At 56.8% G+C, this 25,688-nt stretch carries 26 protein-coding genes and 1 tRNA gene; 9 read left to right on the top strand and 18 right to left on the bottom strand.

Features of this window, described 5'->3' with window-relative positions:
• On the bottom strand, positions 1 to 1,056 hold the full coding sequence (locus tag KPHS_09730; protein ID YP_005225273.1) for a DNA polymerase IV: 1,056 nt from the start codon (positions 1,054 to 1,056) through the stop codon (positions 1 to 3).
• Positions 1,057 to 1,215: 159 nt separating this feature from the next.
• Here KPHS_09730 and KPHS_09720 point away from each other — a divergent pair, with 159 nt between their 5' ends.
• Positions 1,216 to 2,076: a glycerophosphoryl diester phosphodiesterase gene (locus KPHS_09720; RefSeq protein YP_005225272.1), complete on the top strand. Its 861-nt coding sequence runs from the start codon at positions 1,216 to 1,218 to the stop codon at positions 2,074 to 2,076.
• Between the two features lie 312 nt (positions 2,077 to 2,388).
• Here KPHS_09720 and KPHS_09710 read toward each other — a convergent pair whose 3' ends face one another.
• From KPHS_09710 to KPHS_09650, 7 genes are read right to left on the bottom strand one after another with little or no spacing between them, the layout of a single operon-like run.
• On the bottom strand, positions 2,389 to 2,604 hold the full coding sequence (locus KPHS_09710) for a (Na+)-NQR maturation NqrM (RefSeq protein YP_005225271.1): 216 nt from the start codon (positions 2,602 to 2,604) through the stop codon (positions 2,389 to 2,391).
• A gap of 2 nt (positions 2,605 to 2,606) precedes the next feature.
• Positions 2,607 to 3,830: a Na(+)-translocating NADH-quinone reductase subunit F gene (locus KPHS_09700; protein YP_005225270.1), complete on the bottom strand. Its 1,224-nt coding sequence runs from the start codon at positions 3,828 to 3,830 to the stop codon at positions 2,607 to 2,609.
• A 12-nt stretch (positions 3,831 to 3,842) separates the two neighbouring features.
• Complete coding sequence (locus KPHS_09690; RefSeq protein ID YP_005225269.1) at positions 3,843 to 4,439, bottom strand: Na(+)-translocating NADH-quinone reductase subunit E; 597 nt, start codon at positions 4,437 to 4,439, stop codon at positions 3,843 to 3,845.
• 6 nt (positions 4,440 to 4,445) lie between these two features.
• Entirely contained in the window at positions 4,446 to 5,084 is a 639-nt protein-coding gene (locus KPHS_09680; protein YP_005225268.1) for a Na(+)-translocating NADH-quinone reductase subunit D, read from the bottom strand.
• Positions 5,077 to 5,871 carry a Na+-translocating NADH-quinone reductase subunit C gene (locus KPHS_09670; protein YP_005225267.1) on the bottom strand — a complete coding sequence of 265 codons (795 nt, stop codon included), beginning with the start codon at positions 5,869 to 5,871 and terminating at the stop codon, positions 5,077 to 5,079. Before KPHS_09670 ends, KPHS_09680 begins: the two co-directional genes overlap by 8 nt.
• A complete protein-coding gene (locus KPHS_09660; protein ID YP_005225266.1) occupies positions 5,864 to 7,102 on the bottom strand; it encodes a Na(+)-translocating NADH-quinone reductase subunit B in 1,239 nt (412 codons plus the stop codon). Before KPHS_09660 ends, KPHS_09670 begins: the two co-directional genes overlap by 8 nt.
• 3 nt (positions 7,103 to 7,105) lie before the next feature.
• Complete coding sequence (locus tag KPHS_09650) at positions 7,106 to 8,449, bottom strand: Na(+)-translocating NADH-quinone reductase subunit A (RefSeq protein YP_005225265.1); 1,344 nt, start codon at positions 8,447 to 8,449, stop codon at positions 7,106 to 7,108.
• A gap of 411 nt (positions 8,450 to 8,860) precedes the next feature.
• Here KPHS_09650 and KPHS_09640 point away from each other — a divergent pair, with 411 nt between their 5' ends.
• Positions 8,861 to 9,601, top strand: coding sequence for a murein L,D-transpeptidase (locus KPHS_09640; RefSeq protein YP_005225264.1), 741 nt, complete (start codon positions 8,861 to 8,863; stop codon positions 9,599 to 9,601).
• Here KPHS_09640 and KPHS_09630 read toward each other — a convergent pair.
• Positions 9,572 to 10,339 carry a putative amidotransferase gene (locus tag KPHS_09630; RefSeq protein YP_005225263.1) on the bottom strand — a complete coding sequence of 256 codons (768 nt, stop codon included), beginning with the start codon at positions 10,337 to 10,339 and terminating at the stop codon, positions 9,572 to 9,574. The genes KPHS_09640 and KPHS_09630 overlap by 30 nt on opposite strands.
• Before the next feature lie 74 nt (positions 10,340 to 10,413).
• On the bottom strand, positions 10,414 to 10,995 hold the full coding sequence (locus KPHS_09620) for a phosphoheptose isomerase (protein YP_005225262.1): 582 nt from the start codon (positions 10,993 to 10,995) through the stop codon (positions 10,414 to 10,416).
• 239 nt (positions 10,996 to 11,234) lie between these two features.
• Here KPHS_09620 and KPHS_09610 point away from each other — a divergent pair, with 239 nt between their 5' ends.
• Positions 11,235 to 13,679 (top strand): acyl-CoA dehydrogenase, encoded by a 2,445-nt coding sequence (locus KPHS_09610; RefSeq protein ID YP_005225261.1) that lies wholly within the window; start codon positions 11,235 to 11,237, stop codon positions 13,677 to 13,679.
• A gap of 163 nt (positions 13,680 to 13,842) precedes the next feature.
• Positions 13,843 to 14,628 (top strand): carbon-nitrogen hydrolase, encoded by a 786-nt coding sequence (locus KPHS_09600; protein ID YP_005225260.1) that lies wholly within the window; start codon positions 13,843 to 13,845, stop codon positions 14,626 to 14,628.
• Positions 14,629 to 14,658: 30 nt separating this feature from the next.
• Here KPHS_09600 and KPHS_09590 read toward each other — a convergent pair whose 3' ends face one another.
• The gene (locus tag KPHS_09590) at positions 14,659 to 15,249 is read right to left on the bottom strand and encodes a neutral amino-acid efflux protein (RefSeq protein YP_005225259.1); all 591 of its coding nucleotides are present in this window, start codon (positions 15,247 to 15,249) and stop codon (positions 14,659 to 14,661) included.
• A 103-nt stretch (positions 15,250 to 15,352) separates the two neighbouring features.
• Between KPHS_09590 and KPHS_09580 the strand changes: the two genes are divergently transcribed.
• Positions 15,353 to 16,234, top strand: a complete 882-nt coding sequence (locus KPHS_09580) for a LysR family transcriptional regulator (RefSeq protein YP_005225258.1) — start codon at positions 15,353 to 15,355, stop codon at positions 16,232 to 16,234.
• A 59-nt stretch (positions 16,235 to 16,293) separates the two neighbouring features.
• Here the strand turns inward: KPHS_09580 and KPHS_t00250 are convergent.
• Both KPHS_t00250 and KPHS_09570 read right to left on the bottom strand, forming a co-directional pair.
• Positions 16,294 to 16,370 (bottom strand) — tRNA-Asp (locus tag KPHS_t00250).
• Between the two features lie 133 nt (positions 16,371 to 16,503).
• The gene (locus KPHS_09570; protein YP_005225257.1) at positions 16,504 to 17,235 is read right to left on the bottom strand and encodes a DNA polymerase III; all 732 of its coding nucleotides are present in this window, start codon (positions 17,233 to 17,235) and stop codon (positions 16,504 to 16,506) included.
• A 64-nt stretch (positions 17,236 to 17,299) separates the two neighbouring features.
• On the opposite strand from KPHS_09570, the gene KPHS_09560 reads away from it, so the two are divergent.
• Positions 17,300 to 17,767 (top strand): RNase HI, encoded by a 468-nt coding sequence (locus KPHS_09560; protein YP_005225256.1) that lies wholly within the window; start codon positions 17,300 to 17,302, stop codon positions 17,765 to 17,767.
• Here the strand turns inward: KPHS_09560 and KPHS_09550 are convergent.
• Positions 17,764 to 18,432 (bottom strand): putative methyltransferase, encoded by a 669-nt coding sequence (locus KPHS_09550; RefSeq protein ID YP_005225255.1) that lies wholly within the window; start codon positions 18,430 to 18,432, stop codon positions 17,764 to 17,766. The two genes, KPHS_09560 and KPHS_09550, sit on opposite strands and share 4 nt — an antisense overlap.
• A gap of 86 nt (positions 18,433 to 18,518) precedes the next feature.
• Between KPHS_09550 and KPHS_09540 the strand changes: the two genes are divergently transcribed.
• Positions 18,519 to 19,274: a hydroxyacylglutathione hydrolase gene (locus tag KPHS_09540; RefSeq protein ID YP_005225254.1), complete on the top strand. Its 756-nt coding sequence runs from the start codon at positions 18,519 to 18,521 to the stop codon at positions 19,272 to 19,274.
• A 383-nt stretch (positions 19,275 to 19,657) separates the two neighbouring features.
• A complete protein-coding gene (locus KPHS_09530; RefSeq protein ID YP_005225253.1) occupies positions 19,658 to 20,713 on the top strand; it encodes a membrane-bound lytic murein transglycosylase D in 1,056 nt (351 codons plus the stop codon).
• 57 nt (positions 20,714 to 20,770) lie between these two features.
• Here the strand turns inward: KPHS_09530 and KPHS_09520 are convergent, their stop codons facing one another.
• From KPHS_09520 to KPHS_09500, 3 genes are all read right to left on the bottom strand, one after another.
• A complete protein-coding gene (locus KPHS_09520; protein YP_005225252.1) occupies positions 20,771 to 21,541 on the bottom strand; it encodes a UbiE/COQ5 family methyltransferase in 771 nt (256 codons plus the stop codon).
• Positions 21,542 to 21,632: 91 nt separating this feature from the next.
• The gene (locus KPHS_09510) at positions 21,633 to 22,430 is read right to left on the bottom strand and encodes an endonuclease/exonuclease/phosphatase (RefSeq protein YP_005225251.1); all 798 of its coding nucleotides are present in this window, start codon (positions 22,428 to 22,430) and stop codon (positions 21,633 to 21,635) included.
• Between the two features lie 102 nt (positions 22,431 to 22,532).
• Positions 22,533 to 23,723, bottom strand: coding sequence for a putative drug efflux protein (locus KPHS_09500; RefSeq protein YP_005225250.1), 1,191 nt, complete (start codon positions 23,721 to 23,723; stop codon positions 22,533 to 22,535).
• Between the two features lie 104 nt (positions 23,724 to 23,827).
• Here KPHS_09500 and KPHS_09490 point away from each other — a divergent pair, with 104 nt between their 5' ends.
• Positions 23,828 to 24,733, top strand: coding sequence for a LysR family transcriptional regulator (locus tag KPHS_09490; protein YP_005225249.1), 906 nt, complete (start codon positions 23,828 to 23,830; stop codon positions 24,731 to 24,733).
• 45 nt (positions 24,734 to 24,778) lie between these two features.
• Here the strand turns inward: KPHS_09490 and KPHS_09480 are convergent, their stop codons facing one another.
• Positions 24,779 to 25,582, bottom strand: coding sequence for a 2,5-diketo-D-gluconate reductase B (locus KPHS_09480; RefSeq protein YP_005225248.1), 804 nt, complete (start codon positions 25,580 to 25,582; stop codon positions 24,779 to 24,781).
• Positions 25,583 to 25,688: the final 106 nt, after the last annotated feature.

The raw sequence follows: 25,688 nt of genomic DNA, 5'->3' as shown, positions 1-25,688 counted from the left end.
CTAAATCCCTAATAAAAGCTGCCTTTCCAGCTGCGGATCGAGCAACGTCACGTGGAGCCCAACCAGGCGCACGCCCCGTCCGCCGCGGCGCTCATCCCAGGCTTTGTGCGCGGTGGCGATCAGATCCTCTTTGTTCAGCCGCGGCCAGACGTGCTCCTGGGTGGTCAGCTGGAAATCATTGAATTTCAGTTTAATGCCCTGGCGGGCGATCAGCAGATCAGGTTTGACCTTCGCCAGTCGCCTCTCCAGCTCGGGATAGAGGTTTTCGATAATCGCTTCGCACTCCGGCCATTCATGTATATCTTCCGCTAAGGTGCGCTCCACGCCCACCGATTTACGCTGCCGATCGTTATGAATTTCCCGCTCATCAATCCCGTGGCTGCGCTCCCACAGAATACGCCCGAATTTACCGAAGCGCTTAAGCAGCATGGCCAGATCGCTGTTCTGCACATCGCCACAGGTTCGCAGGCCCATATTTTCCAGCTTCGCTGCCGATACCTTCCCGACGCCGGGTATTTTCGCCAGCGGCAGCGCCCGCACAAACTCTGCCACCTGATGGGGAGCGATAACGAACTGGCCGTTGGGTTTATTCATATCTGAAGCGATTTTAGCGAGAAACTTCACCGGCGCCACCCCCGCCGAGGCGGTGAGGCGCAGCTCCCGTTCGATGGTCTGGCGGATCTCCTGGGCTATCAGGGTGGCTGACCCGTGACAATGCTCGCTGTCGCTGACGTCAAGATAGGCTTCATCCAGCGACAGCGGCTCAATGCGCGAGGTATAGCGGGAGAAAATTTCGCGGATATGGTTCGAGGCTTCTTTGTAGGCATCAAAGCGGCCAGGAAGCAGCGTGAGGTGCGGGCACAGCTTGAGCGCCGTCGCCGTCGGCATGGCGCTGCGCACGCCAAACTTACGCGCAGGATAGTTCGCGGTACTAATCACGCCACGTTGTACCCGACTGCCGCCTATCGCGAGGGGAATATCGCGCAACGCTGGGTTGTCGCGCATCTCCACCGCCGCAAAGAAACAGTCCATATCGACATGGATAATTTTACGCATCGTCAGACTCAACACTGTATACCCATACAGCATAGCAAAATCAGATGCGAATTTTATGCTTTTTTTATTTCATTGGCTAAAAAAGCGGTTAAAACATAAAACTGCAATAAATTATGTTTATTTTCATTGAGTTAAAAGATAAATCAGGAAGATGTAATCATGAAGAAAATACTTACCGCGCTTTGCCTGCTGGCCACCGCCGGCGCCTGGGCCGCTCCACAGCTGATAGCCCACCGCGGCGGCACCGGCGATGCGCCGGAAAATACCCTGCCGGCCATTAAGCTGGCGCTGGAGAATAACGCCGAAGCCATCTGGGTCACGGTGCAGTTAAGCCGCGACGGCGTACCGGTGCTCTACCGGTCAAGCGATCTTTCCGCATTGACCAATAGCGAGGGCAAAGTTTCCAGTTTGACCGCCGCCGAGCTGGCGAAAGTCGACGCCGGCTGGAAATGGGGGGATGACAGCCACCCGTGGCGCGGTAAGCAGGCCACCATTCCGACCTTGCAAAGCGTTTTACAGCAATGGCCGCACACTTTTTTCTATATCGATATCAAATCTCCGGATGCCGATCCCACCGTGATGGGCCAGCGCCTGCTTGAAGTGTTAAAAACCACCGATAGCCTCGATCGCGTGCGGGTCTATTCCACCGAAGACCGCTATATCGCCGCCCTGCCGCCAGCCATCCCTCGCTTTGTCACTCGCAGTGAAACCCGCACCAGGCTTGCCAATATTTCGCTCAGTCATCAGTGCCAGCCAGCGAGTCAACGCGATGGTGAGCAGTGGTATGGCCTGGAGCTGAAGCGCAAAGTCGAGGTGGTGGAGAAATTCACCCTTGGCGAAGGGATCTCCCCGGCGACGCTCACCTGGGATAAAGAGGCAATGGATTGCTTCCGCTCGCAGGATAAAGCGCACATTATCTTCTTCGGCATCAACAGTGCGGAAGACTACCGCACGGCGATAGAACTGGGCGCCGACGGGGTGATGGTGGATTCTCCGGCGCAGGCGAAAAGCTGGCAGTAAGGGAGTCAACGGCTAAAAAGGCCGCGAAAGCGGCCTCACATTGCTGGCATGTTGTTGCCGAGTGGCGGCTGGCGCCTTACCCGGCCTACAAAACCGAAGCAGCAGCCCCGGCCAGCGCAGCGCCGCCGGGCACGGAGCCGCTTTATGCCGGGTGGCGGCTGGCGCCTTACCCGGCCTACAAAACCGAAGCAGCAGCCCCGGCATGCGCAGCGCCGCCGGGCACGGAGCCGCTTTATGCCGGGTGGCGGCTGGCGCCTTACCCGGCCTACAAAACTGAAGCAGCAGGTCCGGCATGCGCAGCGCCGCCGGGCATTACAAAATACGCCGCTGCTGACGCTGCGCCTCGCGGGCGAGGCGCTTTTTACGCGCGTCGCACGGTTCCGGACAATCGCAGACTTTCTCCAGCCCCAGCGCGGAGATCCCACCGCAGCTGCCCTGGATGCTCTTGCGCTTCACCAGGTAGCCCAGCGACATGCCGAGGATCACCAGCGCAAAAATCACAAAGGTCGCGATAAATACCGTCAGCATCGTCAGCCTCCAAAGTCGTCGAGGAGAATATTCTCGTCCTCGACGCCCAGATCTTTGAGCATCTTAATTACCGCGGCGTTCATTACCGGCGGCCCACACATGTAAAACTCGCAGTCTTCCGGCGCCGGGTGATCGCGTAGATAGTTCTCGTACAGAACGTTATGGATAAAGCCGGTATGCCCGGTCCAGTTATCTTCCGGCAGCGGATCGGAGAGCGCGACGTGGAAGGTAAAGTTTGGATTGTCGCGCGCCAGCTGTTCAAACTCCTCATCGTAGAACATTTCGCGCAGCGAACGGGCGCCGTACCAGAAGCTGATTTTGCGCGTGCTGTGCAGGCGCTTGAGCTGGTCGAAAATATGCGAACGCATCGGCGCCATCCCGGCGCCGCCGCCGATAAACACCATCTCGGCGTCGGTTTCTTTAGCAAAGAACTCGCCAAACGGCCCGGAAATCGTCACCTTATCGCCCGGCTTCAGCGACCAGATATAGGATGACATGATCCCCGGCGGCGCATCCGGGACCTTCGGCGGCGGCGTCGCGATGCGCACGTTGAGCATAATGATGCCCTTCTCTTCCGGATAGTTAGCCATTGAGTAGGCGCGCAGGGTCGGCTCTTTCACCTCAGAGACATAGCGAAACAGGTTGAACTTATCCCAGTCTGAACGGTATTCATCGGGAACATCAAAATCTGCATAGGCCACTTTATGCGGCGGGCATTCAATCTGAATATAGCCCCCGGCGCGAAACGGCACCACCTCCCCCTCCGGGATCCGCAGCTTGAGCTCTTTAATGAAAGTGGCTTTGTTATCGTTAGAGATAACTTCACACTCCCATTTTTTGACGCCGAAAATCTCTTCCGGCAGTTCAATCTTCATGTTCTGCTTCACCGCCACCTGACAGGCCAGACGGCAACCGGCTTTGGCATCCCGCTTGGTAATATGCGAAAGCTCGGTCGGCAGGATATCCCCGCCGCCCTCTTTAACAGTTACCCGACACTGGCCGCAGGAGCCGCCGCCGCCGCAGGCGGAGGAGACGAAGATCCCGTTGCTGGACAGCGTGTTCAGCAGTTTGTCACCCGCCGGGGTGCGGATCTGTTTATCCGCTTCGTTATTGATCTCAATAACCACGTCGCCCGCGTTCACCAGCTTTGAGCGCGCTGCCAGGATAAGCCCCGACAGCACCAGCACAATCAGCGTGAACATCACGACGCCAAGAATAATTTCCATACTTATTCGCCCTTATAGCTGCACGCCGGAGAAGGACATAAAGCCCAGCGCCATTAGTCCGGTGGTGATAAAGGTGATCCCTAACCCGCGCAAACCGGCGGGCACGTTGGCGTACTTCATTTTTTCGCGGATCCCCGCCATCGCCACGATCGCCAGCATCCAGCCAATGCCGGAGCCGAAGCCGTAGACGATGGACTCCGGGAAGTTGTAATCGCGCTGCACCATGAACGACACGCCGCCGAAAATCGCACAGTTAACCGCAATCAGCGGCAGGAAGATGCCCAGCGCGTTGTACAGTGCCGGAAAATACTTATCGAGGATCATCTCGAGGATCTGCACCAGCGCGGCGATCACTCCGATAAAGGTGATGAAGTTAAGAAAGCTGAGATCCACCCCCTCAACCAGCGCGCTGTCGCGCAGCACCAGGTTATAGACCAGGTTATTGATTGGCACGGCAAGCCCCAGCACTACCGTCACCGCGACGCCGAGGCCGAAGGCGGTGGAGACCTTTTTCGACACCGCAAGAAAGGTGCACATCCCGAGGAAGAAGGCCAGCGCCATGTTCTCAACGAACACCGCGCGGACAAACAGGCTGATGTAATGAGCCATCACCGATTACTCCTTTTCCTGCTGCTCAGGCTTCCAGCTACGCAGGGCCCAGATCAGCAAACCGATAATGAAGAACGCGCTCGGCGCCAGCAGGAACAGGCCGTTCGGCTGATACCAGCCGCCGTTCTGCACCGTTTCCAGCACCGTGATACCGAACAGCTTGCCGCTACCGATAAGCTCGCGCAGGAAGCCGACGATAATCAGGATCGCGCCATAGCCGAGACCGTTGCCAATACCATCCATAAAGCTCGCCAGCGGCGGCGACTTCATGGCGTAGGCTTCGGCGCGGCCCATCACGATGCAGTTGGTGATGATAAGCCCGACGAATACCGACAGCTGTTTGGAGGTCTCATAGGCGAAAGCCCGCAGCAGCTGATCCACCACGATCACCAGCGAGGCGATGATCGCCATCTGCACGATGATGCGCACGCTATTGGGAATATGGTGGCGGATCATCGAGATAAACATGCTGGAGAACGCCGTCACCAGGGTCACCGCAATGGTCATCACGAAGGCGGTTTCCAGTTTGGTGGTTACCGCCAGTGCGGAGCAGACGCCCAGCACCTGCAGGGCGATGGGGTTATTGGCGATGAGCGGCCCCACCAGCACGCGCTTCACCTCTTTCATATCGCTCTGTTCAGCCATTATTCAGCTCTCCCTCACGAACCTTTTTCAGGAACGGACCAAAGCCCAGTTCGCCCATCCAGAAATCAAAGCTATGCTGCACGCCATTGGACGTCAGCGTGGCGCCGGATAAACCGTCAACCGCGTGGAGATCGCCCGCGCGCGCGCCGCCTTTCACCACCTTCAGCGCCGGCATACCGTTGTCATCCAGCACCTGCTTGCCGACAAACTGCTGGCGCCAGTTGGGGTTTTCCACCTCGCCGCCCAGCCCCGGCGTTTCGCCCTGATCGTAGTAAGTAATGCCTTTTACCGTGCGGCCATCGACGTCCAGCGCCACAAAGGCATACATCATCGACCACAGGCCGTTGCCATAAATGGGCAGCACCACCTGCTCAATCTTCTGCTGCGCGTCGCGCACCAGGTAAATTTCCGCCAGATTACTGCGTCGCTTTATACCAGCCGGATCCTGACTGGCATCCAGGGCCATACTCTGCTGCGGATCCTTCAGCGCCTGGGCCTGATTAAATTTACCCGGGTCTTTCTCCAGCAGTTCGCCGGTGGCCAGATTCACCAGTCGCGGGGTAATGCGCGCCGCGAAGGTGTCCGCTACCGCATCCGCATCCATACCGGGGTGCATCAGCCCTGACACTGCCAGGATATTGCGCTGCTTATCCAACGCCTGCTGCGCCTGCTGGCGGGATTTCAGCCCCACGGCCGAGCCCGCCACCACGATGGAGCAGACCAGACAAAGCACCAGCACCACCAGCAGCGTTTTGCCGATGCTATCGTTACTTTTCTTCTCAGCCACGCGACTTCCTCCGCTTAATATTGGCCTGCACCACCAGATAATCGAACAGCGGTGCGAAGAGGTTGGCGAAGAGGATCGCCAGCATCATCCCTTCCGGATAAGCCGGGTTCACCACGCGGATCAGCACGCACATCACGCCGATCAGCACGCCGTAACTCCATTTCCCTTTATCGGTAAACGAGGCGGATACCGGGTCCGTCGCCATAAACATCATCCCGAAGGCGAAACCGCCGAGCACCAGATGCCAGTACCATGGCATAGCGAACATCGGGTTGGTGTCGGAGCCGATAACGTTAAACAGGGTGGCGGTGGCGATCATGCCGATCATTACCCCGGCGACGATGCGCCAGGACGCGACGCGGCCAAAGAGGATGATCGCCCCGCCGATGAAGATCATCAGCGTTGACACTTCGCCTATTGAGCCGGGAATATTGCCGAGGAAGGCGTCCATCCAGCTCACCGGCACGCCAGTCGCCACGTTCACCAGCGCTTCACCGCCGCCGCTGGCCCACTGGGAGAGCGGCGTGGCGCCGGAGAAACCGTCCGCCGCGGTCCATACGAGGTCGCCGGAAATCTGCGCCGGATAGGCGAAGAACAGGAACGCGCGCCCCGCCAGCGCCGGGTTGAGGAAGTTGCGCCCGGTGCCGCCGAAAATCTCTTTGGCGATCACCACGCCGAAGGAGATCCCCAGCGCCGCCTGCCACAGCGGCAGCGTGGGCGGCACAATCAGCGCGAAGAGAATAGAGGTAACGAAAAAACCTTCGTTAATCTCATGCTTGCGCACAATCGCGAACAGCACCTCCCAGAAGCCGCCGACGATAAAGACGGTGAGGTAGATAGGCAGGAAAAATACCGCGCCCAGGGTCATCATGCTCAGCCAGCCGGCGTCGGCACTGAAGCTCACCCCTAACCACTGGGCGACGCTGTAGTGCCAGTTGTTGGCGATCGCCTGCTGCAGCTGTTCGGCGCCGTATAGCTTGTGCAGCGCCGGAATGGTCTGCAGCCCAACGTTGTACATGCCCCAGAACATCGCCGGGAATACGGCAAACCACACGAGGATCATCATCCGCTTCAGGTCGATGGCGTCGCGCACGTGCGCCGCGCCGCGGGTTACCTGGCCCGGCGTGTAGAAGATGGTCGCCGCCGCCTCATACAGCGGGTAATATTTTTCCAGCTTGCCGCCATGCGTGAAATGCGGCTCAAGTTTCTCAATCAGGTGCTTTAAGCCCATCTCTTATCCTTCCTGCTCAATCCGGGTTAACACGCTGCGCAGCGCCGGGCCATATTCATACTTTCCAGGGCAAACATAGGTGCACAGCGCCAGATCTTCTTCATCCAGCTCCAGACAGCCCAGCGCCTGAGCGCTGTCGGTGTCTCCGGCCAGCAGATCGCGCAGCAGTATGGTCGGCAGGATATCCAGAGGCATCACCCGCTCGTAGTTGCCGATCGGCACCATCGCCCGCTCGCCGCCGTTGGTATCGGTGGAAAAATGAAAGCGCTTGCGCTTGAAGAAATGGCCCAGCGTGGTGCGGGTAATCGAGAATTTCTCTTTGCCCGGCATCACCCAGCCGAAGAGCTCTTTTTCCCGCCCTTCTTTGACCACGCTCACCTGCAGATGGAAGCGCCCCAGGAAGGCGTGAGGGCCATGGGCGCGGGCGCCGCTAAGCACCGAGCCGGAAATGACCCTGTTTTCCCCCTCCTGCAACTCACCTGCCAGCAGATCCTCCAGGCTGGCGCCGAGCGTCGTTTTGACCAGCCGCGGAGATGTTACCTGCGGGCCGCCGAGCGCAATTATCCGTTCGCAGTAGAGCTCCCCGTCGAGGAAAAGCTTACCAATGGCGATCGCGTCCTGATAATTGAGGTGCCAGACCTGCTTATTCAGGCTCACCGGCTCCAGAAAGTGAATATGCGTTCCCGGCAGCCCCGCCGGGTGCGGCCCGCTGAACTGATTGAAACAGACCTGGCCGAGAGGATGACCGCCCAGCTTGCCGCCGCTGGGCTGGCAGACGTGCACTTTCCCGTCGGTCAAGCGCGTGAGCACGGTAAGACCGGCGTCGAAGGCGGCACGTTCGGCCAGAATAATCGGCTGCGGCTCCGCCGCCAGCGGATTGGTGTCCATGGCGTTAACAAAGATAGCGGCGGGCGTGCTCCCCGGGAGCGGCGTTTTGCTGAACGGTCGGGTACGCAGCGCCGTCCATTGGCCCGACGCCAGCAGCTGCTGCTGTACGGTGTCGCGCGGCAGTTCGGCCAGCGCGTCCGCGGCGTAACGGGTAAACGCCACCGCGTCATTGCCCTCGATATCAATCACCACCGACTGCAACACGCGCCGTTCGCCGCGGTGGATCGCGCTGACGATCCCGCTCGCCGGGGCGGTAAAGCAGACGCCAGGGATCTTTTTATCTTCGAACAGGATCTGACCTTTTTTGACCCGATCGCCTTCTTTAACCGCCATCGCGGGGCGCATGCCAACGTACTCTTCGCCGAGTAGCGCGACGCGCTTCACCGCTGGCGCGGGAGAAATCTGCTGTAATGGCATGCCAGCTATGGGCAAATCCAGCCCTTTCGTGATTTTAATCATATCGTTAGCAGGTATCCGTAACCTCAACCCCGACGCAGGTCAGGGCCAGCTTATTGACAGAATGGCAGAGAAGAAAGGGCGAAACGGCGCCAGTAGCACTCAGGACGGAAGAGAAGCATCCTTTCTTACTCTGATGATGAACCGGCGCAAGTGTAACATTTCGTGAGCGGCGGCTGTAGCGCAAGGGGCGATAAGTGCTTCTAAAATGCGAGCTATTGCGCAAAGTTCTCACTGTGTTTTCGTCGCTGGCAGGGTATAAAGTGAGGCTGATTTGTAAACGCCGCCACGTCGCCCTTGCGAAAAAATGCCGTGATGCTAATGTGAGCGCTCTAAATCCAGAAAACTCTGATTTCGGGTCTCTCTTGCCGTCCTGGCAATGTGGCTATTTTGTTTTATCAAGGAACAAGCAGTATGCGCAAAATCGCATTATTTATTGCGATGCTTCTGTTGCCGTGCGTGTCATTTGCCGGGCTGCTCAGCAGCAACAGCCCGACAACGCCGGTAAGCAAAGAATATAAGCAGCAATTAATGGGTTCACCGGTTTACATTGAGATCTTTAAAGAAGAGCGCATGCTCGACCTTTACGTCAAAATGGGTGAGACCTACCAGCTCCTCGACAGCTACCGGATCTGCAACTACTCCGGTGGCCTCGGTCCGAAACAGCGCCAGGGCGATTTCAAGAGTCCGGAAGGGTTCTATAACGTCACCCGCAGCCAGCTCAAACCCGACAGCCGCTTCTATAAAGCGATTAACATCGGCTTCCCGAACGCCTACGATCGCGCCCATGGTTATGAAGGGAAATACCTGATGATCCACGGCGACTGCGTCTCAGTCGGCTGCTACGCCATGACCGACAGCGGTATCGATGAGATCTTCCAGTTCGTGACCGGCGCCTTAGTCTTCGGCCAGCCAAGCGTGCAGGTGAGTATCTATCCGTTCCGCATGACCAACGCCAACATGGAACGCCACAAATACTCCTACTACGCGGATTTCTGGAAACAGCTCAAGCCAGGCTATGACTATTTCCAGCAGACCCACAAACCGCCGGTCGTATCAGTGACCGACGGCCGCTATGTGGTGAGCAAGCCGCTCAGCCACGAGGTTGTCCAGCCGCAGCTGGCCTCAAACTACACGCTCCCCGAGACAAAATAACGCCCACTCGCCTGGCATGATCTTATGCCAGGTTTCATTGGCCGTCAGCGGCTGCGTGGCGATAACCGTGACCACATCGTTGGGTGTGGTCTCGCGTTGAAAGTCGATCTCCACATCCTGGTCCAGCAGTTTTGCCACGCCGAACGGCGCTCGCCGGGTGATCCAGTGCAGATTGGTCGAGCAGAACGCCATTACGTAGCGCCCGTCCGACAGCAGCATGTTGAACACCCCTTTCTCACGTAGTTCACCCGCGAGGGTGGCGATATACTTGAAAACGCCCAGCATATTGCCCGGCGTGCGCGGATAGCGCTCGGTTAAACGGTGCAGCAGCCAGCAAAACGCTTTTTCACTGTCGGTTTCACCTACCGGATGAAAATTACCGGTTTTCAGCGACTTATAGCCTTTTAGCTGCCCATTGTGCGCATAGGTCCAGTTGCGCCCCCACAGTTCGCGGGTGAAGGGATGGGTGTTCTCCAGGGCCACCCTCCCGCGGTTGGCCTGACGAATATGGGCGACGACGGAACAGGACTTAATGGGGTAATCCTGAACCAGTTTCGCGATCGGCGACTGAAAGCTCGGCTGGGGATCCTTGAATGTGCGACAGCCTTTACCTTCATAGAAGGTGATGCCCCAGCCGTCTTTATGCGGCCCCGTCCCGCCGCCGCGCTGCACCAGCCCGGTAAAGCTAAAACAGATATCGGTTGGCACATTGGCGCTCATCCCGAGCAGTTCGCACATAGATCACCTCACCCTCACAAATCACGACGGCGCCGGAGCGAGGCCACCGTCAACAGTACACACTCACCTGCCTGTTAGCCTTTCGCCATCTCTTTTTCGATCAGCATAATCAGAATGTGGATCACTTTGATATGGATCTCCTGGATGCGGTCGGCGTAGCCAAAGTGCGGCACGCGAATTTCCACATCAGCGCTACCGGCCATTTTACCGCCGTCTTTACCGGTCAGGGTGATCACTTTCATCCCCTGCGCCCGCGCGGCCTCAATGGCCTTAATCACGTTGCCGGAGTTGCCAGACGTGGAGATACCGAGCAGCACATCGCCTGCGCGGCCAACGGATTCAACGTAGCGGGAGAACACATACTCATAGCCAAAATCATTGCTCACGCAGGAGAGGTGGCTGACGTCGGAGATCGCGATGGCCGGGTAACCCGGGCGGTTTTCGCGATAACGTCCGGTCAGCTCTTCCGCAAAATGCATCGCATCGCAATGGGAACCGCCGTTACCGCAGGACAGCACTTTCCCACCCGCCTTAAAGCTATCCGCCAGCAGGACAGCGGCACGCTGGATAGCATGGATATTGGCTTCGTCCTGCAGAAAGTTAGCCAGCGTTTCCGCGGCTTCGTTCAGTTCGTTACGAATAAGATCCTGGTACATGAGGATAATCCTTCAGTATGAGTGGAATAACCCCGGCAGTGTACCGGATAGCCGTCGAAGCGAGAAGCAGCAGGCAGCGTTATCCCTCGCTCTTTTGATTTTATGTGCCGCTTTTGCATACAACAATGTGAGCAAGGTTGTAATTATTTTGTAAACACATTGCTAAATAAAAACGCATGCACTACAACCAATACATCACAAGTGGTCAGACCTCCTACAAGCTCAGGGAGCATTTCTCTATGATGATTTTGAGTATTGTTGCAACCGTCGTTTTACTCGGCGCGCTCTTCTATCACCGGGTCAGCCTGCTGCTCAGCAGCGTGATTTTGCTCGCCTGGACCGCGGCGCTCGGCGCGGCCGGAGTGTGGAATATCTGGCTGCTGCTGCCGCTGGCGATCATACTGTTGCCGTTTAACTTTGCGCCTATGCGTAAATCCATGATTTCCGCACCGGCGTTTCGCACATTCCGCAAGGTGATGCCGCCGATGTCGCGCACGGAAAAAGAAGCCATCGACGCCGGCACCACCTGGTGGGAAGGCGATCTGTTTCGCGGCAATCCTGACTGGCAAAAGTTACATAACTATCCGCAGCCGCGGCTGACCGCCGAAGAGCAAGCTTTCCTCGACGGCCCAGTTGAAGAAGCCTGCCGGATGGCTAACGACTTCGCCATCACCCACGAAATGGCCGATTTGCCGCCGGAGCTGTGGGCCTATCTGAAAGAGCACCGCTTCTTCGCGATGATCATTAAGAAAGAGTATGGCGGACTTGAGTTCTCCGCTTACGCTCAGGCACGAGTACTGCAGAAACTCTCTGGCGTCTCCGGCATCCTGGCGATCACCGTCGGCGTCCCGAACTCGCTGGGTCCGGGCGAACTGCTGCAGCATTACGGTACCGAAGAACAGAAGAATCATTATCTGCCGCGTCTGGCACGCGGCCTGGAAATCCCTTGCTTCGCTCTCACCAGCCCGGAAGCGGGCTCTGATGCCGGCGCCATCCCGGATACCGGCGTGGTGTGCATGGGCGACTGGCAGGGTCAACAGGTGCTGGGGATGCGCCTGACCTGGAACAAACGTTATATCACGCTGGCGCCTATCGCCACCGTGCTGGGGCTGGCTTTCAAACTCTCTGACCCGGATCGTTTGCTGGGCGGAGAAGAAGAGCTGGGTATCACCTGCGCGCTGATCCCCACCTCCACCCCGGGCGTGGAAATCGGCCGTCGCCACTTCCCGCTGAATGTGCCGTTCCAGAACGGTCCAACCCGCGGCAAAGATATCTTCGTGCCTATCGATTACATCATCGGCGGCCCAAGCATGGCCGGTCAGGGCTGGCGCATGTTGGTTGAATGTCTATCGGTCGGCCGCGGTATTACTCTGCCGTCCAACGCCACCGGTGGTCTGAAATCCGTTGCCATGGCGACTGGCGCTTACGCCCATATTCGCCGCCAGTTCAAAATCTCCATCGGCAAAATGGAAGGGATTGAAGAGGCGCTGGCGCGTATCGCCGGTAACGCCTATGTGATGGACGCTGCGGCGTCGCTGATCACCTACGGCATCATGCTCGGCGAGAAACCTGCAGTGCTGTCCGCTATCGTGAAATATCACTGCACCCACCGCGGCCAGCGCTCCATTATCGACGCGATGGATATTACCGGCGGGAAAGGCATTATGCTGGGCGAAGGCAACTTCCTCGCCCGGGCCTATCAGGGCGCGCCTATCGCCATCACCGTGGAAGGCGCAAACATTTTGACCCGCAGCATGATGATCTTCGGTCAGGGGGCGATTCGCTGCCATCCGTACGTACTGGAGGAGATGGCCGCCGCGCAGAATAATGACCTGAACGCCTATGACAAGCTGCTGTTCAAACATATCGGCCATGTCGGCAGTAATAAAGTGCGGAGTTTCTGGCTGGGCCTGACCGGCGGGCGCACCAGCAGCGCGCCGACTCGTGACGCCACCCGTCGCTACTATCAGCAAATGAATCGTCTGAGCGCCAACCTGGCACTGCTGTCAGACGTCTCAATGGCGGTGCTCGGCGGCAGCCTCAAGCGACGCGAACGTATCTCCGCCCGTCTGGGGGATGTGTTAAGCCAGCTGTACCTGGCCTCGGCGGTGCTGAAACGCTATGACGATGAAGGACGCAATGAAGCCGATCTGCCGCTGGTTCACTGGGGGGTACAGGACGCGCTGCACCAGGCCGAGCAAGCCATTGACGATCTGTTGGACAATTTCCCGAACCGTCTGGTGGCAGGCGTAATGCGCCTGGTCATCTTCCCGACCGGCCGTCATCATCATGCGCCATCGGATAGGCTGGACCACCAGGTCGCCAAAATTCTGCAGGTGCCCAGCGCCACGCGCTCCCGCATCGGCCGCGGTCAGTATCTGACGCCGAGCGAGCATAACCCGGTAGGCCTGCTGGAAGAGGCCCTGCTGGAAGTGATGGCGGCCGATCCTATCCACCAGCGGATCTGCAAAGAGTTGGGTAAAAATCTGCCGTTCACCCGTCTGGATGAGCTGGCCCACAACGCGCTGGCCAAAGGATTAATCAGTCAGGATGAGGCCGCCATTCTTACCCGTGCAGAGCATAGCCGTCTGCGCAGCATTAACGTCGACGACTTTGCGCCAGAGGAGCTGGCGACAAAGCCGGTAAAGCTGCCGGAAAAAGTTCGTAAAGTTGAAGCTGCATAATAAAACCACTACCACATCACACGCCGGGCGGGGAACTTTCCCCGCCTTTTTTTCGCCCTCTCCTCCCCTTTCGTTTCCATCAGTAGCATTTTTTTAACAAAATATTCCGCGGACCGCCGCGCGGCTGATATGGTGTTACAGTTAACCTAACCCCCTCATGAGAATGGAGTTGACCATTGTGCCTGGCCTGAAAATTTCGCTGTTGCAACAACCGCTGGTCTGGATGGACGGCCCTGCCAACCTGCGCCATTTTGATCGCCAACTGGAAGGAATCACCGGGCGCGATGTGATTGTTTTACCAGAGATGTTTACCACCGGCTTTGCCATGGAAGCGGCAAAACAGTCTTTACCCGAGGCCGACGTGGTGGAGTGGATGCATGCCCGGGCCGCGCAATCCCAGGCGCTGATTGCCGGCAGCGCTGCGCTGCAAACTGAACACGGCGCTGTTAACCGCTTCCTGCTGGTCGAGCCTGACGGTACGGTGCACCATTATGATAAACGGCACCTGTTCCGTATGGCCGATGAACATCATCACTATGAGGCCGGAAACCAGCGCGTGGTCTTTGAATGGCGTGGATGGCGGATCCTGCCGCTGGTCTGTTACGACCTGCGCTTTCCGGTATGGTCGCGTAATCAGAACGACTATGATTTGGCGCTGTATGTCGCCAACTGGCCGGCGCCGCGCTCGCTGCACTGGCAGTCGCTGCTGATCGCCCGCGCGATTGAAAACCAGGCCTATGTCGCCGGCTGTAACCGGGTTGGCACTGACGGCAACGGCCATCATTACCGCGGCGATAGTCGGATTATCAATCCCCAGGGGGAGATTATCGCCACCGCCGATCCGCATCAGGCCACTCGTCTTGATGCCGAGCTGTCGCTGAGCGCCCTTCAGGAATATCGTGAAAAATTCCCCGCCTGGCGCGATGCCGATCCTTTCACGATCGGCTAATCACCCTTCGGGAGCCGCTGCGCTCCCTTTTTATTCCACCACGATCCGCACAGCACAGTAGACCAATAACGCTGCCAGCATCCAGTTCAGTTGCCGCCCGTACAGCAAAAACAGGCGCTGAAACAGATGCCCCGCCAGCGCCCAGCACAGATTTCCCAGCGCGCCAATCGCCGCCAGCAGCAGACTCACGCTGATAAGCCAAACAGGCTCGCGAGTAACGGGCAGAACAAAGGTAGAAAGCGCGGTGATGCCATACAGAATAATTTTAACGTTGACGAACTGCAGCCCCAGACTTGCCCAAAAGCCTACCGGTTCTACACTCGGCATCCCTGTCGCCGGTTTGCTTTTGGCAATCTGCCAGGCCAGCCACAGGATGTACGCCGCGCCAATCCATCCCAATACCAGGGTAAAGCGTGAGTCGAGTTCAACCAGCGAAAAGGTTAAAGCCGCGCAAATCAACATAGTGATAATAAACCCGACGCTCATCCCGGCCAGCACCCGCAGGCTGCGGCGTAGACCATGGGAAGTGACGCTGCTCAGCGCCAGGATATTGTTGGGCCCGGGTGTCAGGGCGGTGATCAAAGTGTAAGTTAAAAAGGCGCTAATCAGGGTAGGTGTCACGGGTTTTCTCCTCTTGTCTGGCAGACACTACCCGAAGCTGATAATTTAAAAAAATGAATATTTTTTCATTCTCGCTTCGATAGTATCGATACAAAGAGGAAATATGGATCTGCGACGCTTCATCACCTTCAAAACTGTTGTCGAAGAAGGTTCCTTTCTGCGCGCAGCGCAGAAACTATGCTGCACTCAGTCCACCGTGACTTTTCATATCCAGCAGCTGGAGCAGGAGCTTGCCATCCCGCTGTTTGAGAAAATCGGCCGGCGGATGTGTCTCACCGCCGCCGGTAAGAAGGTCCTGCCGCATGTCTACGACCTGACTAAAGTGATGGCCTCGATTCGTCAGGCGGCACGCCAGGACGATGAGCCCGGCGGCGAACTTCGCGTCGCCACTGGCGAAACGCTGCTGGCGTATAAAATGCCGCGGGTGCTGCAGCGTTTTAAGCAACGCGCTCCGAAAGTGCGCCTGTCGCTGCAGTCGCTCAACTGCTACAGCATCCGCGATGCGCTGCTTGCCGACGAGGTCGATTTGGGGGTGTTTTACCGGGTGGGTAACGATGACGCGCTCACGATAATGGAGCTTGGCCAGCAGTCGCTGACGCTGGTCGCATCGGTCGAGCAGGCGCCGGTAGACTTCATGCGCCCGCGGCAGCATATCCCGCTGAGCTTTATCATCAACGAACCCCAGTGCGTGTTCCGGCAGATTTTTGAAAGCACCCTGCGCCAACGCGAAATTACTCTGGAGAACACCATTGAGCTGTGGAGTATTGAGAGTATCAAGCAGTGCGTGGCGGGAAATCTGGGAGTGAGTTTTCTGCCACGCTTTGCGGTGGAGGACGAGCTCAAGCGCGGGACGCTGGTTGAGCTGCCATTCAGCGAGACGCCGTTGACGATCCATGCGCTCTGCGCCCACCATGCCGGGAAGGCTATCAGTCCGGCGATGCGGGTATTTATGCAGTGCATGCAGGAGGAACAAGAGGTGCGCTGAAATTCGGCGACGAAAACGACGAAAGCCTGAATCATTGCTGACTCAGGCTTTCTGAATAGTGGCGGAACGGACGGGACTCGAACCCGCGACCCCCTGCGTGACAGGCAGGTATTCTAACCGACTGAACTACCGCTCCGCGTTGTTGTTCCGTTGGGAACGAGGCGAATATTACGGATTCCCCTCTACCCCGTCAACGCTTTTTCTACCATTTTGAATCGTTTGCTGCAAAAATCACCCAACCGCCTATTTTTAATTCATTTTAGTGGCTATCAGGCACGCCACAGGCAGCTTCCGCCTTTCTTTTGTACCAGGTCGAGGCGGGATTCATGGTTCGCCAGTTCTTCATCTGAGGCATAAACCACGCGTAACTGACTGCCGGCGCGGACGACGCGCTGAATTCCCATCTCTCCCGCCTGCTGCTGGCTTTCGCCTTCCATAGAGAACGCCATCGAAGTCTGGCCGCCGGTCATCATCAAATAGACATCGGCAAGGATCTGGGCATCGAGCAACGCCCCGTGCAGCGTACGCTTGCTGTTGTCTATTTCGTAACGCGAACATAGCGCATCGAGGCTGTTGCGCTTGCCTGGAAACATTTTCCGCGCCAGCGCCAAACTGTCGGTGATTTTACAAAAGGTCTCGGTTTTTCCGATGCCGCGGTTTAGCTTACTGAATTCATAATCCATAAAGCCGATATCGAACGAGGCGTTATGGATCACCAGCTCCGCGCCGCGGATGTAATCCATAAACTCATCAGCCACGTCGGCAAAGGTAGGTTTATCCAGCAGGAACTCATCGGCGATCCCGTGTACGCCGAATGCTTCAGGATCCACCAGCCGATCGGGCTTCAGATAGACGTGAAAATTGTTACCGGTCAGGCGGCGGTTGATCACCTCCACGGCGCCGATCTCAATGATCTTGTGTCCTTCGTAGTGTGCCCCGATCTGGTTCATACCGGTGGTTTCGGTATCGAGAACAATCTGGCGCGTAATTGCAGTGCTCATAGCGGTCATTTATGTCAGACTTATCGTTTACAAATCGATTTCAATTACAGGAAGTCTACCAGAGATGCTCAAACAGGTAGAAATTTTCACCGACGGCTCTTGCCTGGGTAATCCAGGACCTGGCGGCTACGGCGCCATCATGCGCTACCGCCAGCACGAAAAAACCTTCAGCGCTGGCTACCGTCTGACCACCAATAACCGCATGGAACTGATGGCGGCAATTGTTGCCCTGGAAGCGTTAAAAGAGCATTGCGAAGTGGTGCTCAGCACTGACAGCCAGTATGTTCGTCAGGGGATCACCCAGTGGATCCACAACTGGAAAAAGCGCGGCTGGAAAACGGCAGAGAAAAAGCCGGTGAAAAATGTCGACCTCTGGCAGCGGCTGGACGCCGCGCTTGGCCAGCATAAAATTAAATGGGAATGGGTAAAGGGCCATGCCGGCCATCCTGAAAATGAACGCTGCGACGAGCTGGCGCGCGCGGCGGCCTCCCACCCCACACTGGACGATGTCGGCTACCTGCCTGAGAGTTAATTCTGCCCTTTGCGCCACTGCCGGGTGGCGCCCACCGCCGGCCGCAGCTGAGTTTTCGCTTTGCCGGATTTCATCGGATTGAGCGTCAGCGGAATGGTCCGTTTGCGGGCGACAATCAATTGCAAACAGCCCAGCGCCGGCAGATGGGTGCTCAACAATTTGCCGCCATGGCGCGACCAGGGCAAAACCTGGTAACGTCCATAGTGCAGCACTTCAAAGTTGAGCAGCGCCAGCCAGTCCAGCTGGCGCATCAGCGTAAACATACGGCTATTATAAGGCGTTCCTTTGCGCAGGACCGGCACCAGCTTACGCAACCCCATCAGGCTGACCGGATTAAACCCGGTCAGGATCATCCAGCCATCATCGATCAGTACACGATCGGCTTCCCGCAGCAGACGATGCGGATCGCTACACCACGGCAGGGTGTGCGCCAGCAGGCAGGCGTCAACGGACTTTTCGGCAAAGGGTAAATGCAGCGGGTCAGCCCGGACCTGCATTGGATTTCCCGCCAGCGAGACATTCACCTGGTGCGAGATGGCGCAAGCTTCGGTATTGATTTCCGCGCTCAGATTGCCAATCTTAAGCAGATGAAAGCCATATAATTTAGCCAGCCACGGTTTCATCTGCTGCTCCAGCGTTTCGCGATAGTATTCGCCCCACGGCATACTGGACCAATGCTCAGGCGCTGTCACTGTGTGAGGTATCCTTGCCGGCTTCATTGCCACCTTCCGCTACGCTTTAGAGGTAATTTATGAATCTTATCAGTATTCCCGCGTTTCAGGACAACTACATCTGGGTTCTCAGTGAGAATAACGGCCGCTGCATCATCGTAGATCCAGGCGAAGCCGCGCCGGTTCTGGCGGCCATCAAGGAAAACCAGTGGCAGCCCGAGGCTATTTTATTGACCCATCATCATCAGGATCACGTCGGCGGCGTAAAACAATTACGTGAAAAATTCCCTTCTATAGTGGTTTACGGGCCGGCGGAAACCCAGGATAAAGGCGTCATTCAGGTGGTAGGCGATGGCGATCGGCTGTCAATTCTCGGGCACGATTTTTCCATTTTCTCTACGCCAGGTCACACATTAGGACATATCTGTTACTACAGCGAACCTTATCTGTTCTGTGGCGATACGATGTTTTCCGGCGGCTGCGGAAGGCTGTTCGAAGGTACAGCAGAGCAGATGTATCAATCATTTATGAAAATTAATGCCCTTCCTGAAGAAACCCTCATATGTTGCGCACATGAATATACGTTAGCGAATATGAAGTTTGCATTGAGTATCCTGCCAGATGATAGGGACATAAACGATTACTATCATAAAGTTAATGAGTTACGTGCAAAAAAACAAAAAACACTACCCGTAACTCTGAAAAATGAGCGGCGTATAAATTTATTTTTACGCGTAAATGATATTGATTTAATTGACAAAATTAACAAAGAAACAAATTTGCAACACTCTGTGGCGCGATTTGCATGGTTAAGGTCAAAGAAAGATGACTTCTGATATTTAATTCTTGTCATCGGCCAACTTCGCCGTTATCCTTGGTCGTCTTTTAAGCAACTATTGACACACACATGAAGGCACGAGCGATATTACTCGCCTCTGTCCTGCTGGTGGGGTGCCAGGCGTCTAAGCACGATGGCACCGTCGAACAGCGAGCACAGAGCCTTTCTGCGGCTGGTCAAGGGGAAGCAGGCAAGTTCACAAGTCAAGCGCGCTGGTTAGATGATGGAACCTTCTACGCGCAAGACCAGGATCTGTGGACTTCCATAGGCGACGAGCTAAAGATGGGAATACCGGATAATCCCCGGATTCGCGAACAGAAACAGAAGTACTTAAGAAATAAGAGCTATCTCCACGATGTAACTTTACGGGCAGAGCCGTATATGTACTGGATAGCCGGGCAGGTTAAGAAACGTAACATGCCAATGGAACTGGTATTACTACCCATAGTGGAGAGCGCTTTTGACCCACACGCGACGTCTGGCGCCAATGCCGCAGGCATTTGGCAGATCATTCCGAGCACAGGGCGCAATTATGGTTTAAAACAGACCCGCAGTTACGATGCGCGTCGTGATGTCGTCGCGTCTACTACCGCGGCGCTGGACATGATGCAACGTCTGAACAAAATGTTCGACGGCGACTGGTTGTTAACGGTCGCAGCCTATAACAGCGGCGAAGGCCGGGTCATGAAGGCAGTAAAAGCGAACCGTTCGCGTGGCAAACCCACCGATTTCTGGTCGCTGTCTCTGCCGCATGAAACGAAAATCTACGTCCCGAAAATGCTGGCATTGAGCGACATTCTCAAAAACAGCAAACGTTACGGCGTAAAGCTGCCTACGGCTGATGAAAGCCGTGCGCTGGCGCGCGTTCGCCTCGACAGTCCGGTTGATATTTCTCAGCTCGCGGACATGGCCGGTATGCCGGTCAGCAAGCTGAAGACGTTCAATGCGGGCGTAAAAGGGTCAACGCTGGGCGCGAGCGGGCCAAAGTACGTCATGGTGCCGCAGAAGCACGCCGCACAGCTGCGTGAATCGCTGGCCTCTGGCGACATTGCCGCCGTGCAGCCGACGCAGCTCGCGGACAATACGCCGCTGACCAGCCGTAGCTATAAGGTGCGTTCTGGCGACACCATTTCCGGGATAGCTTCCCGTCTTGGTGTGACGACCCGCGATCTGCAGCAGTGGAATAACCTGCGCGGCTCTGGATTAAAGGTTGGGCAGAATCTGGTTATTGGCGCAGGCAGCAGCGCCCAGCGTCTGGCGAACAACAGCGATAGCATCACCTATCGCGTTCGTAAAGGCGATTCGCTGTCGAGCATCGCCAAACGTCACGGCGTTAATATTCGCGACGTGATGCGCTGGAACAGCGATACCGACAACCTGCGCCCTGGCGATCAGCTAACGTTGTTTGTGAAAAACAGCGATCGACCAGAGTCCTGATACCTCTGGTTCGACAAAAAGGCACCGACTTCCCCGGTGCCTTTTTTATTGCCTAAATTAAACCGCTTTATGCGCTTCGAACAGAATGGTATCGCTGGTAAACGATCCGTCCTCCTGTAACTCGAAGTACGCTTTGACCTCCGCCGAAGCGCTCTGCTGATATAAGCGAATCGCCTCCACCAGCGGCTCAGGAGTGCGCATCCGCGCCACCCATGAACTGAACTCCAGCGGCAGGCGATCGGTCAACAACTGGTTAACCACCAGCCCCGCTTCAGTCGCCAGCGTCAACCACTCGCCGCTGGAATAATTACGCACATGCGAGGTGTCGCGCAGGGCTTCCACCGTCTGCAGCCAGACATCACGTACCGGATGACCCGGCGACATCACGTCCATCACGATAATCACCCCGCCCGGCTTGAGAACACGTTTCACCTCACGCAGCGCCTGGCCAACGTCATGCCAGTGGTGAGCAGAGTAGCGGCTAATCACCACATCAAAGCTGGCATCAGCGAACGGCAGCGTTTCGGCGTACCCCTGCTGGGTCACGATATTGCTAAAACCTTTCTCCTTTGCCGCGGCGGCAACGACCTCCAGCATCTGGCTCGATAAATCATAGGCGGTCACCTCGGCAACCTGTCCCGCCGCGGTAAAGCTGGCGTGCCCTGCCCCGCAGCCCATATCCAGCACTTTCGCCTGAGGAAAATCAGCCAGCCGTTCCGCCAGCCGCTGCAGATCGCGACCAGAGGCGTGTACGGCGCTGGTCAGATAGGCGCTGGCCTGGGAGCCGAACTGCTTTTCGACGTTGTCATGGTGAGAGCGTGTTGTCATGTTGTCTTGTCCTTACGGTTTTTTTTGAGTAATAAAAGGCAGCACCATGCATGCGCAGGCCTGCCCCATGGCAGGCCTGACCAACCTTAAATTAATCAGGCTTGCCGGGACTGAATTCGACTAGTAGCGGGTTGTGGTCGGAGGCGCGGGTCACCAGCACGGAAGCATCGTGCACGCTTAACCCACGGTAGAACACAAAATCGAGGGGACGACCAAACGCGCGGCGGCGCTGATCGTCTGAGAAACGAACTTCGCGTAACGACATCTCACGCGCAAAGCGGTACAGCGCATTCATCCGCGGCCGGCTCCAGGCATTGAAGTCGCCGGCCATGATCACCGGCCCGCTGTGATGGGCGATCTGATCGCCAATTGGCAGCAGCTGTTTGCTGTAGACGTCGACGCCAAGGCTAAAGTTGACGGCATGGATATTGACTACCATCAACAACCGCGCATCCGGCAGCGGATAAACGGTCACTAACGCCGATTTCGGCAATCGCAAAATAGGCTCGCGCTCGCGCAGCGGACAGCAATAGATGGGGTGCGCGGAGGCCAGCGTCATTACGCCGGAAGGATGCTGCGGCAATACCAGCGCCGGCACCTGATCGGCGGCCAGATAGTTTGAAGTCGCGAACCGGACCAGTTCTGGGGTGGTTTGCGCCTCCTGCAACAGGACCAAATGCGCATCTTTGCCGAAATTTTTGAGGACCGACTGCCACTCTGCGCGCTGCTGCTTGAAGATATTCCATACCAGCACGCGGATCTTCTCATCGCTGCTTAACGGCGTGCCGGCGGGATAAACCGGACTTACGCCCGCAAACGCCCCCGGAGGCAATATTCTCTCCGCAGGTTGTCCGGCGACATAGCGCATGGCGTAGGTGTTCTTTCGCAATTTGGGCATTAATCCTCGATAACAGAAACCAGCCCGACGACGACTGGTTATTCTGTTATAGGGATTTTCCCATACACTTTCAATGCAAATTGCGAGAAACCCTTAGCCTTCGGGAGAAAGCGCTGCCGAACGGCGTGGCAATTTATCTAAACGTCCGCTCAGGACCACCAACAGCAAAGCGACCAGCACAATCATCGCGCCAATCCACGGCGTCTGCGCCAGACCGTACCGCTCGACCGTCTGTCCGCCGACGATGGACCCCAGAGCAATGCCGACGTTAAAGGCGGCAATATTCAGGCCGGAAGCGACGTCGACGGCGCCAGGCGTGTACTGCTCTGCTTTTTGCACCACATACACCTGCAAACCCGGCACGTTGCCGAAGGCGAAGATGCCCATCACCAGTACCGTTGCCAGCGCGGCATAGTGAACGCTGGCGGTCAACTGGAAGACCAGCAGCAGCACCACCAGCGCGGCGAAGATAAACTTCAGCGCGGAGACGGCGCCATGCTTATCGGCCAGTTTGCCGCCCCACACGTTACCTATAGCCACCGAGACACCATAGCCCAGCAGGATCCAGCTCACCGCTGACGGACTGAAACCGGCCAGCTCCTGCATCATCGGCGCAAGGAAGGTAAAGGCGGTAAACACGCCGCCGTAGCCCAGCGCGGTAATGGTGTAGATCATCAGCAGGCGAGGATGAGTTAATACTTTCATCTGATCGCGCAGGCTGGCGCTGGCGCGGCCCGGAATATTATTCGGTACCAGAATCAGGCTGCTGATAAGGGCAATGACGCCCAGAATCGATACCGCGAGGAAGGTTTCCCGCCAGCCAAAATGCTGGCCGATGAAAGTCCCGAACGGTACCCCGGTTACCAGCGCGACCGTCAGGCCGCCGAACATAATGGCAATGGCCGAGGCCGCTTTCTCTTTTGCCACCAGGCTGGTAGCAATTGTCGAGCCAATAGAGAAGAACACGCCGTGTGCCAGGCCGGTCAGCAGTCGCGCCAGGATCAGCGTTTCATAGCCCGGGGCCTGCCAGGCCAGCACATTACCCGCCGTAAACAGGACCATCAACGCCAGCAGCAGCTGTTTACGCGGCATACGCCCGGTCAACGCCGTCAGTACCGGGGCGCCGATCGCCACGCCCAGCGCGTAGATAGAGACCAGCAGTCCCGCCGAAGGCAGGGAGATAGAGAGTTGCTGAGCAATGGTCGGGACCAGGCCGACAATCACAAATTCAGTGGTGCCAATTGCGAAGGCACCGATGGTTAAGGCAAATAGCGCCAGTGGCATAATTTACTCCGTAGCATCAGGATTAAGATGACACGTAGTATGAAGGGTTGTATAAATAACAAAAACTATCAAAGTATCAATAGAATTTTGCTATAGGTGCAATAATGAGAGCCACATCAGAGGAGATCGCCATCTTTGTGGCGGTGGTGGAAAGCGGGAGTTTCAGCCGGGCGGCCGAGCAGCTCGGACAGGCCAACTCCGCCGTCAGCCGGGCGGTCAAAAAGCTGGAATCAAAGCTAGGCGTAAGCCTGCTCAATCGGACCACCCGCCAGCTCAGCCTGACAGAAGAAGGCGAGCGCTATTTTCGCCGTATGCAGGTGGTCTTGCAGGAAATGGCGGCGGCAGAGAACGATCTGCTGGAGACGCGCACGACGCCGCGGGGCCTGCTGCGGGTAGATGCCGCGACGCCGGTGATGCTGCATTTTCTCATGCCGCTGGTGAAGCCATTTCGCGAGCGCTACCCGGAAATGACGCTGTCGCTCGTCTCGTCTGAGACGTTTATCAATCTGATTGAACGGAAAGTGGATGTGGCCATTCGGGCCGGGACCTTAACGGATTCCAGCCTGCGCGCCCGACCGCTGTTTACCAGCTATCGTAAGATCGTCGCCTCGCCCGACTATGTCGCGCGCTACGGTATGCCGCAGCATCCATCCGATCTGAAACAGCATCACTGCCTCGGCTTCACCGAGCCGGTATCGCTGAATACCTGGCCGGTCTCCTGTTGCGATGGCCAGCTGTTAGAGATCGAAGCGGCGGTGTCATCCAATAGCGGCGAAACGCTCAAGCAGCTGTGCCTGACCGGCAACGGTATTGCCTGCCTGTCGGATTACATGGTGGATAAAGAGATTGCCAGCGGAGAGTTTGTCGAGCTACTGGCGGATAAGCGCTTACCGGTGGAAATGCCTTTCAGTGCCGTCTATTACAGCGACCGGGCGGTCAGCACTCGCATCAGGGCATTTATTGATTTTCTGAGCGACCACGTAAAACAGCTCCCGAAGGAGCTGTCGTAATACCATCTCGGTCTGCAAGGCGAACGGCATACCGGTAGCGAGTGATTAATCCCACTGCGGCGCCAGACCTTCCGGGCTCACCAGCCGATCGTTGCAATCCAGCGCAGCGATCGCCTGTCGATCTTCATCATCCAACTGCAGATCCAGCGCCTTCAGGTTGCTGGCCAGGTTATCACGCTTCGTCGAGGACGGGATCACCGCGTACCCCTCGCCCATCGCCCATGCCAGGATAACCTGCGCCGGAGTCGCATTATGTTTCGCCGCGATACGGGCAATCACTTCATCTTTCAGCGCCTTACCATAAGCCAGCGTCATGTAAGAGGTGATGTGGATGCCGTGCTCACGTGCCCAGTCGACGACTTTACGGTTTTGCAGATACGGCGAGAGTTCAATCTGGTTGGTCGCAATGTTTTCAGCGCCAACGGCGGCAATCGCGCGCTCCATCAGTGGAATAGTGAAGTTGGAGATACCAATCTGACGGGTCAGACCCAGCTTCTTCGCTTCCATCAAGGCTGCCATAAACTCTTCAACGGCAACCGCATCGTTCGGTGCCGGCCAGTGGATGAGCGTCAGGTCAACATAGTCCGTGCGCAGCTTCTGCAGACTTTCTTGCAGGCTGGCGATGAGTTTGTCTTTGCTCAGGTTCTCGATCCAGATTTTGGTAGTGATGAACAGCTCATCACGCGGCACGCCGCTTTCGGCGATAGCCTGACCCACCGCGGCTTCGTTGTCATAGATTTGCGCGGTGTCGATAGCACGATAGCCCAGCTCCAGCGCGGTTTTTACGGATGCGATAACAACATCATCTTTCAGACGGAAGGTGCCAAGACCAAATGCAGGGATTGCCATGATTTTCCTCGTTATTTATTCATTTCGGTTAACGGATGAAATTATGGCTGATGGTGTGGAGGGGAAAAAGAGCGATTAATGCAGAGGATTTTTGCTGAATTAGCAA

It is taken from the genome of Klebsiella pneumoniae subsp. pneumoniae HS11286 (assembly GCF_000240185.1).
GTDB lineage: Bacteria > Pseudomonadota > Gammaproteobacteria > Enterobacterales > Enterobacteriaceae > Klebsiella > Klebsiella pneumoniae.
Note: the sequence above shows the minus strand (reverse complement) of the source record. Positions and strands in the feature narration are given on the sequence as shown.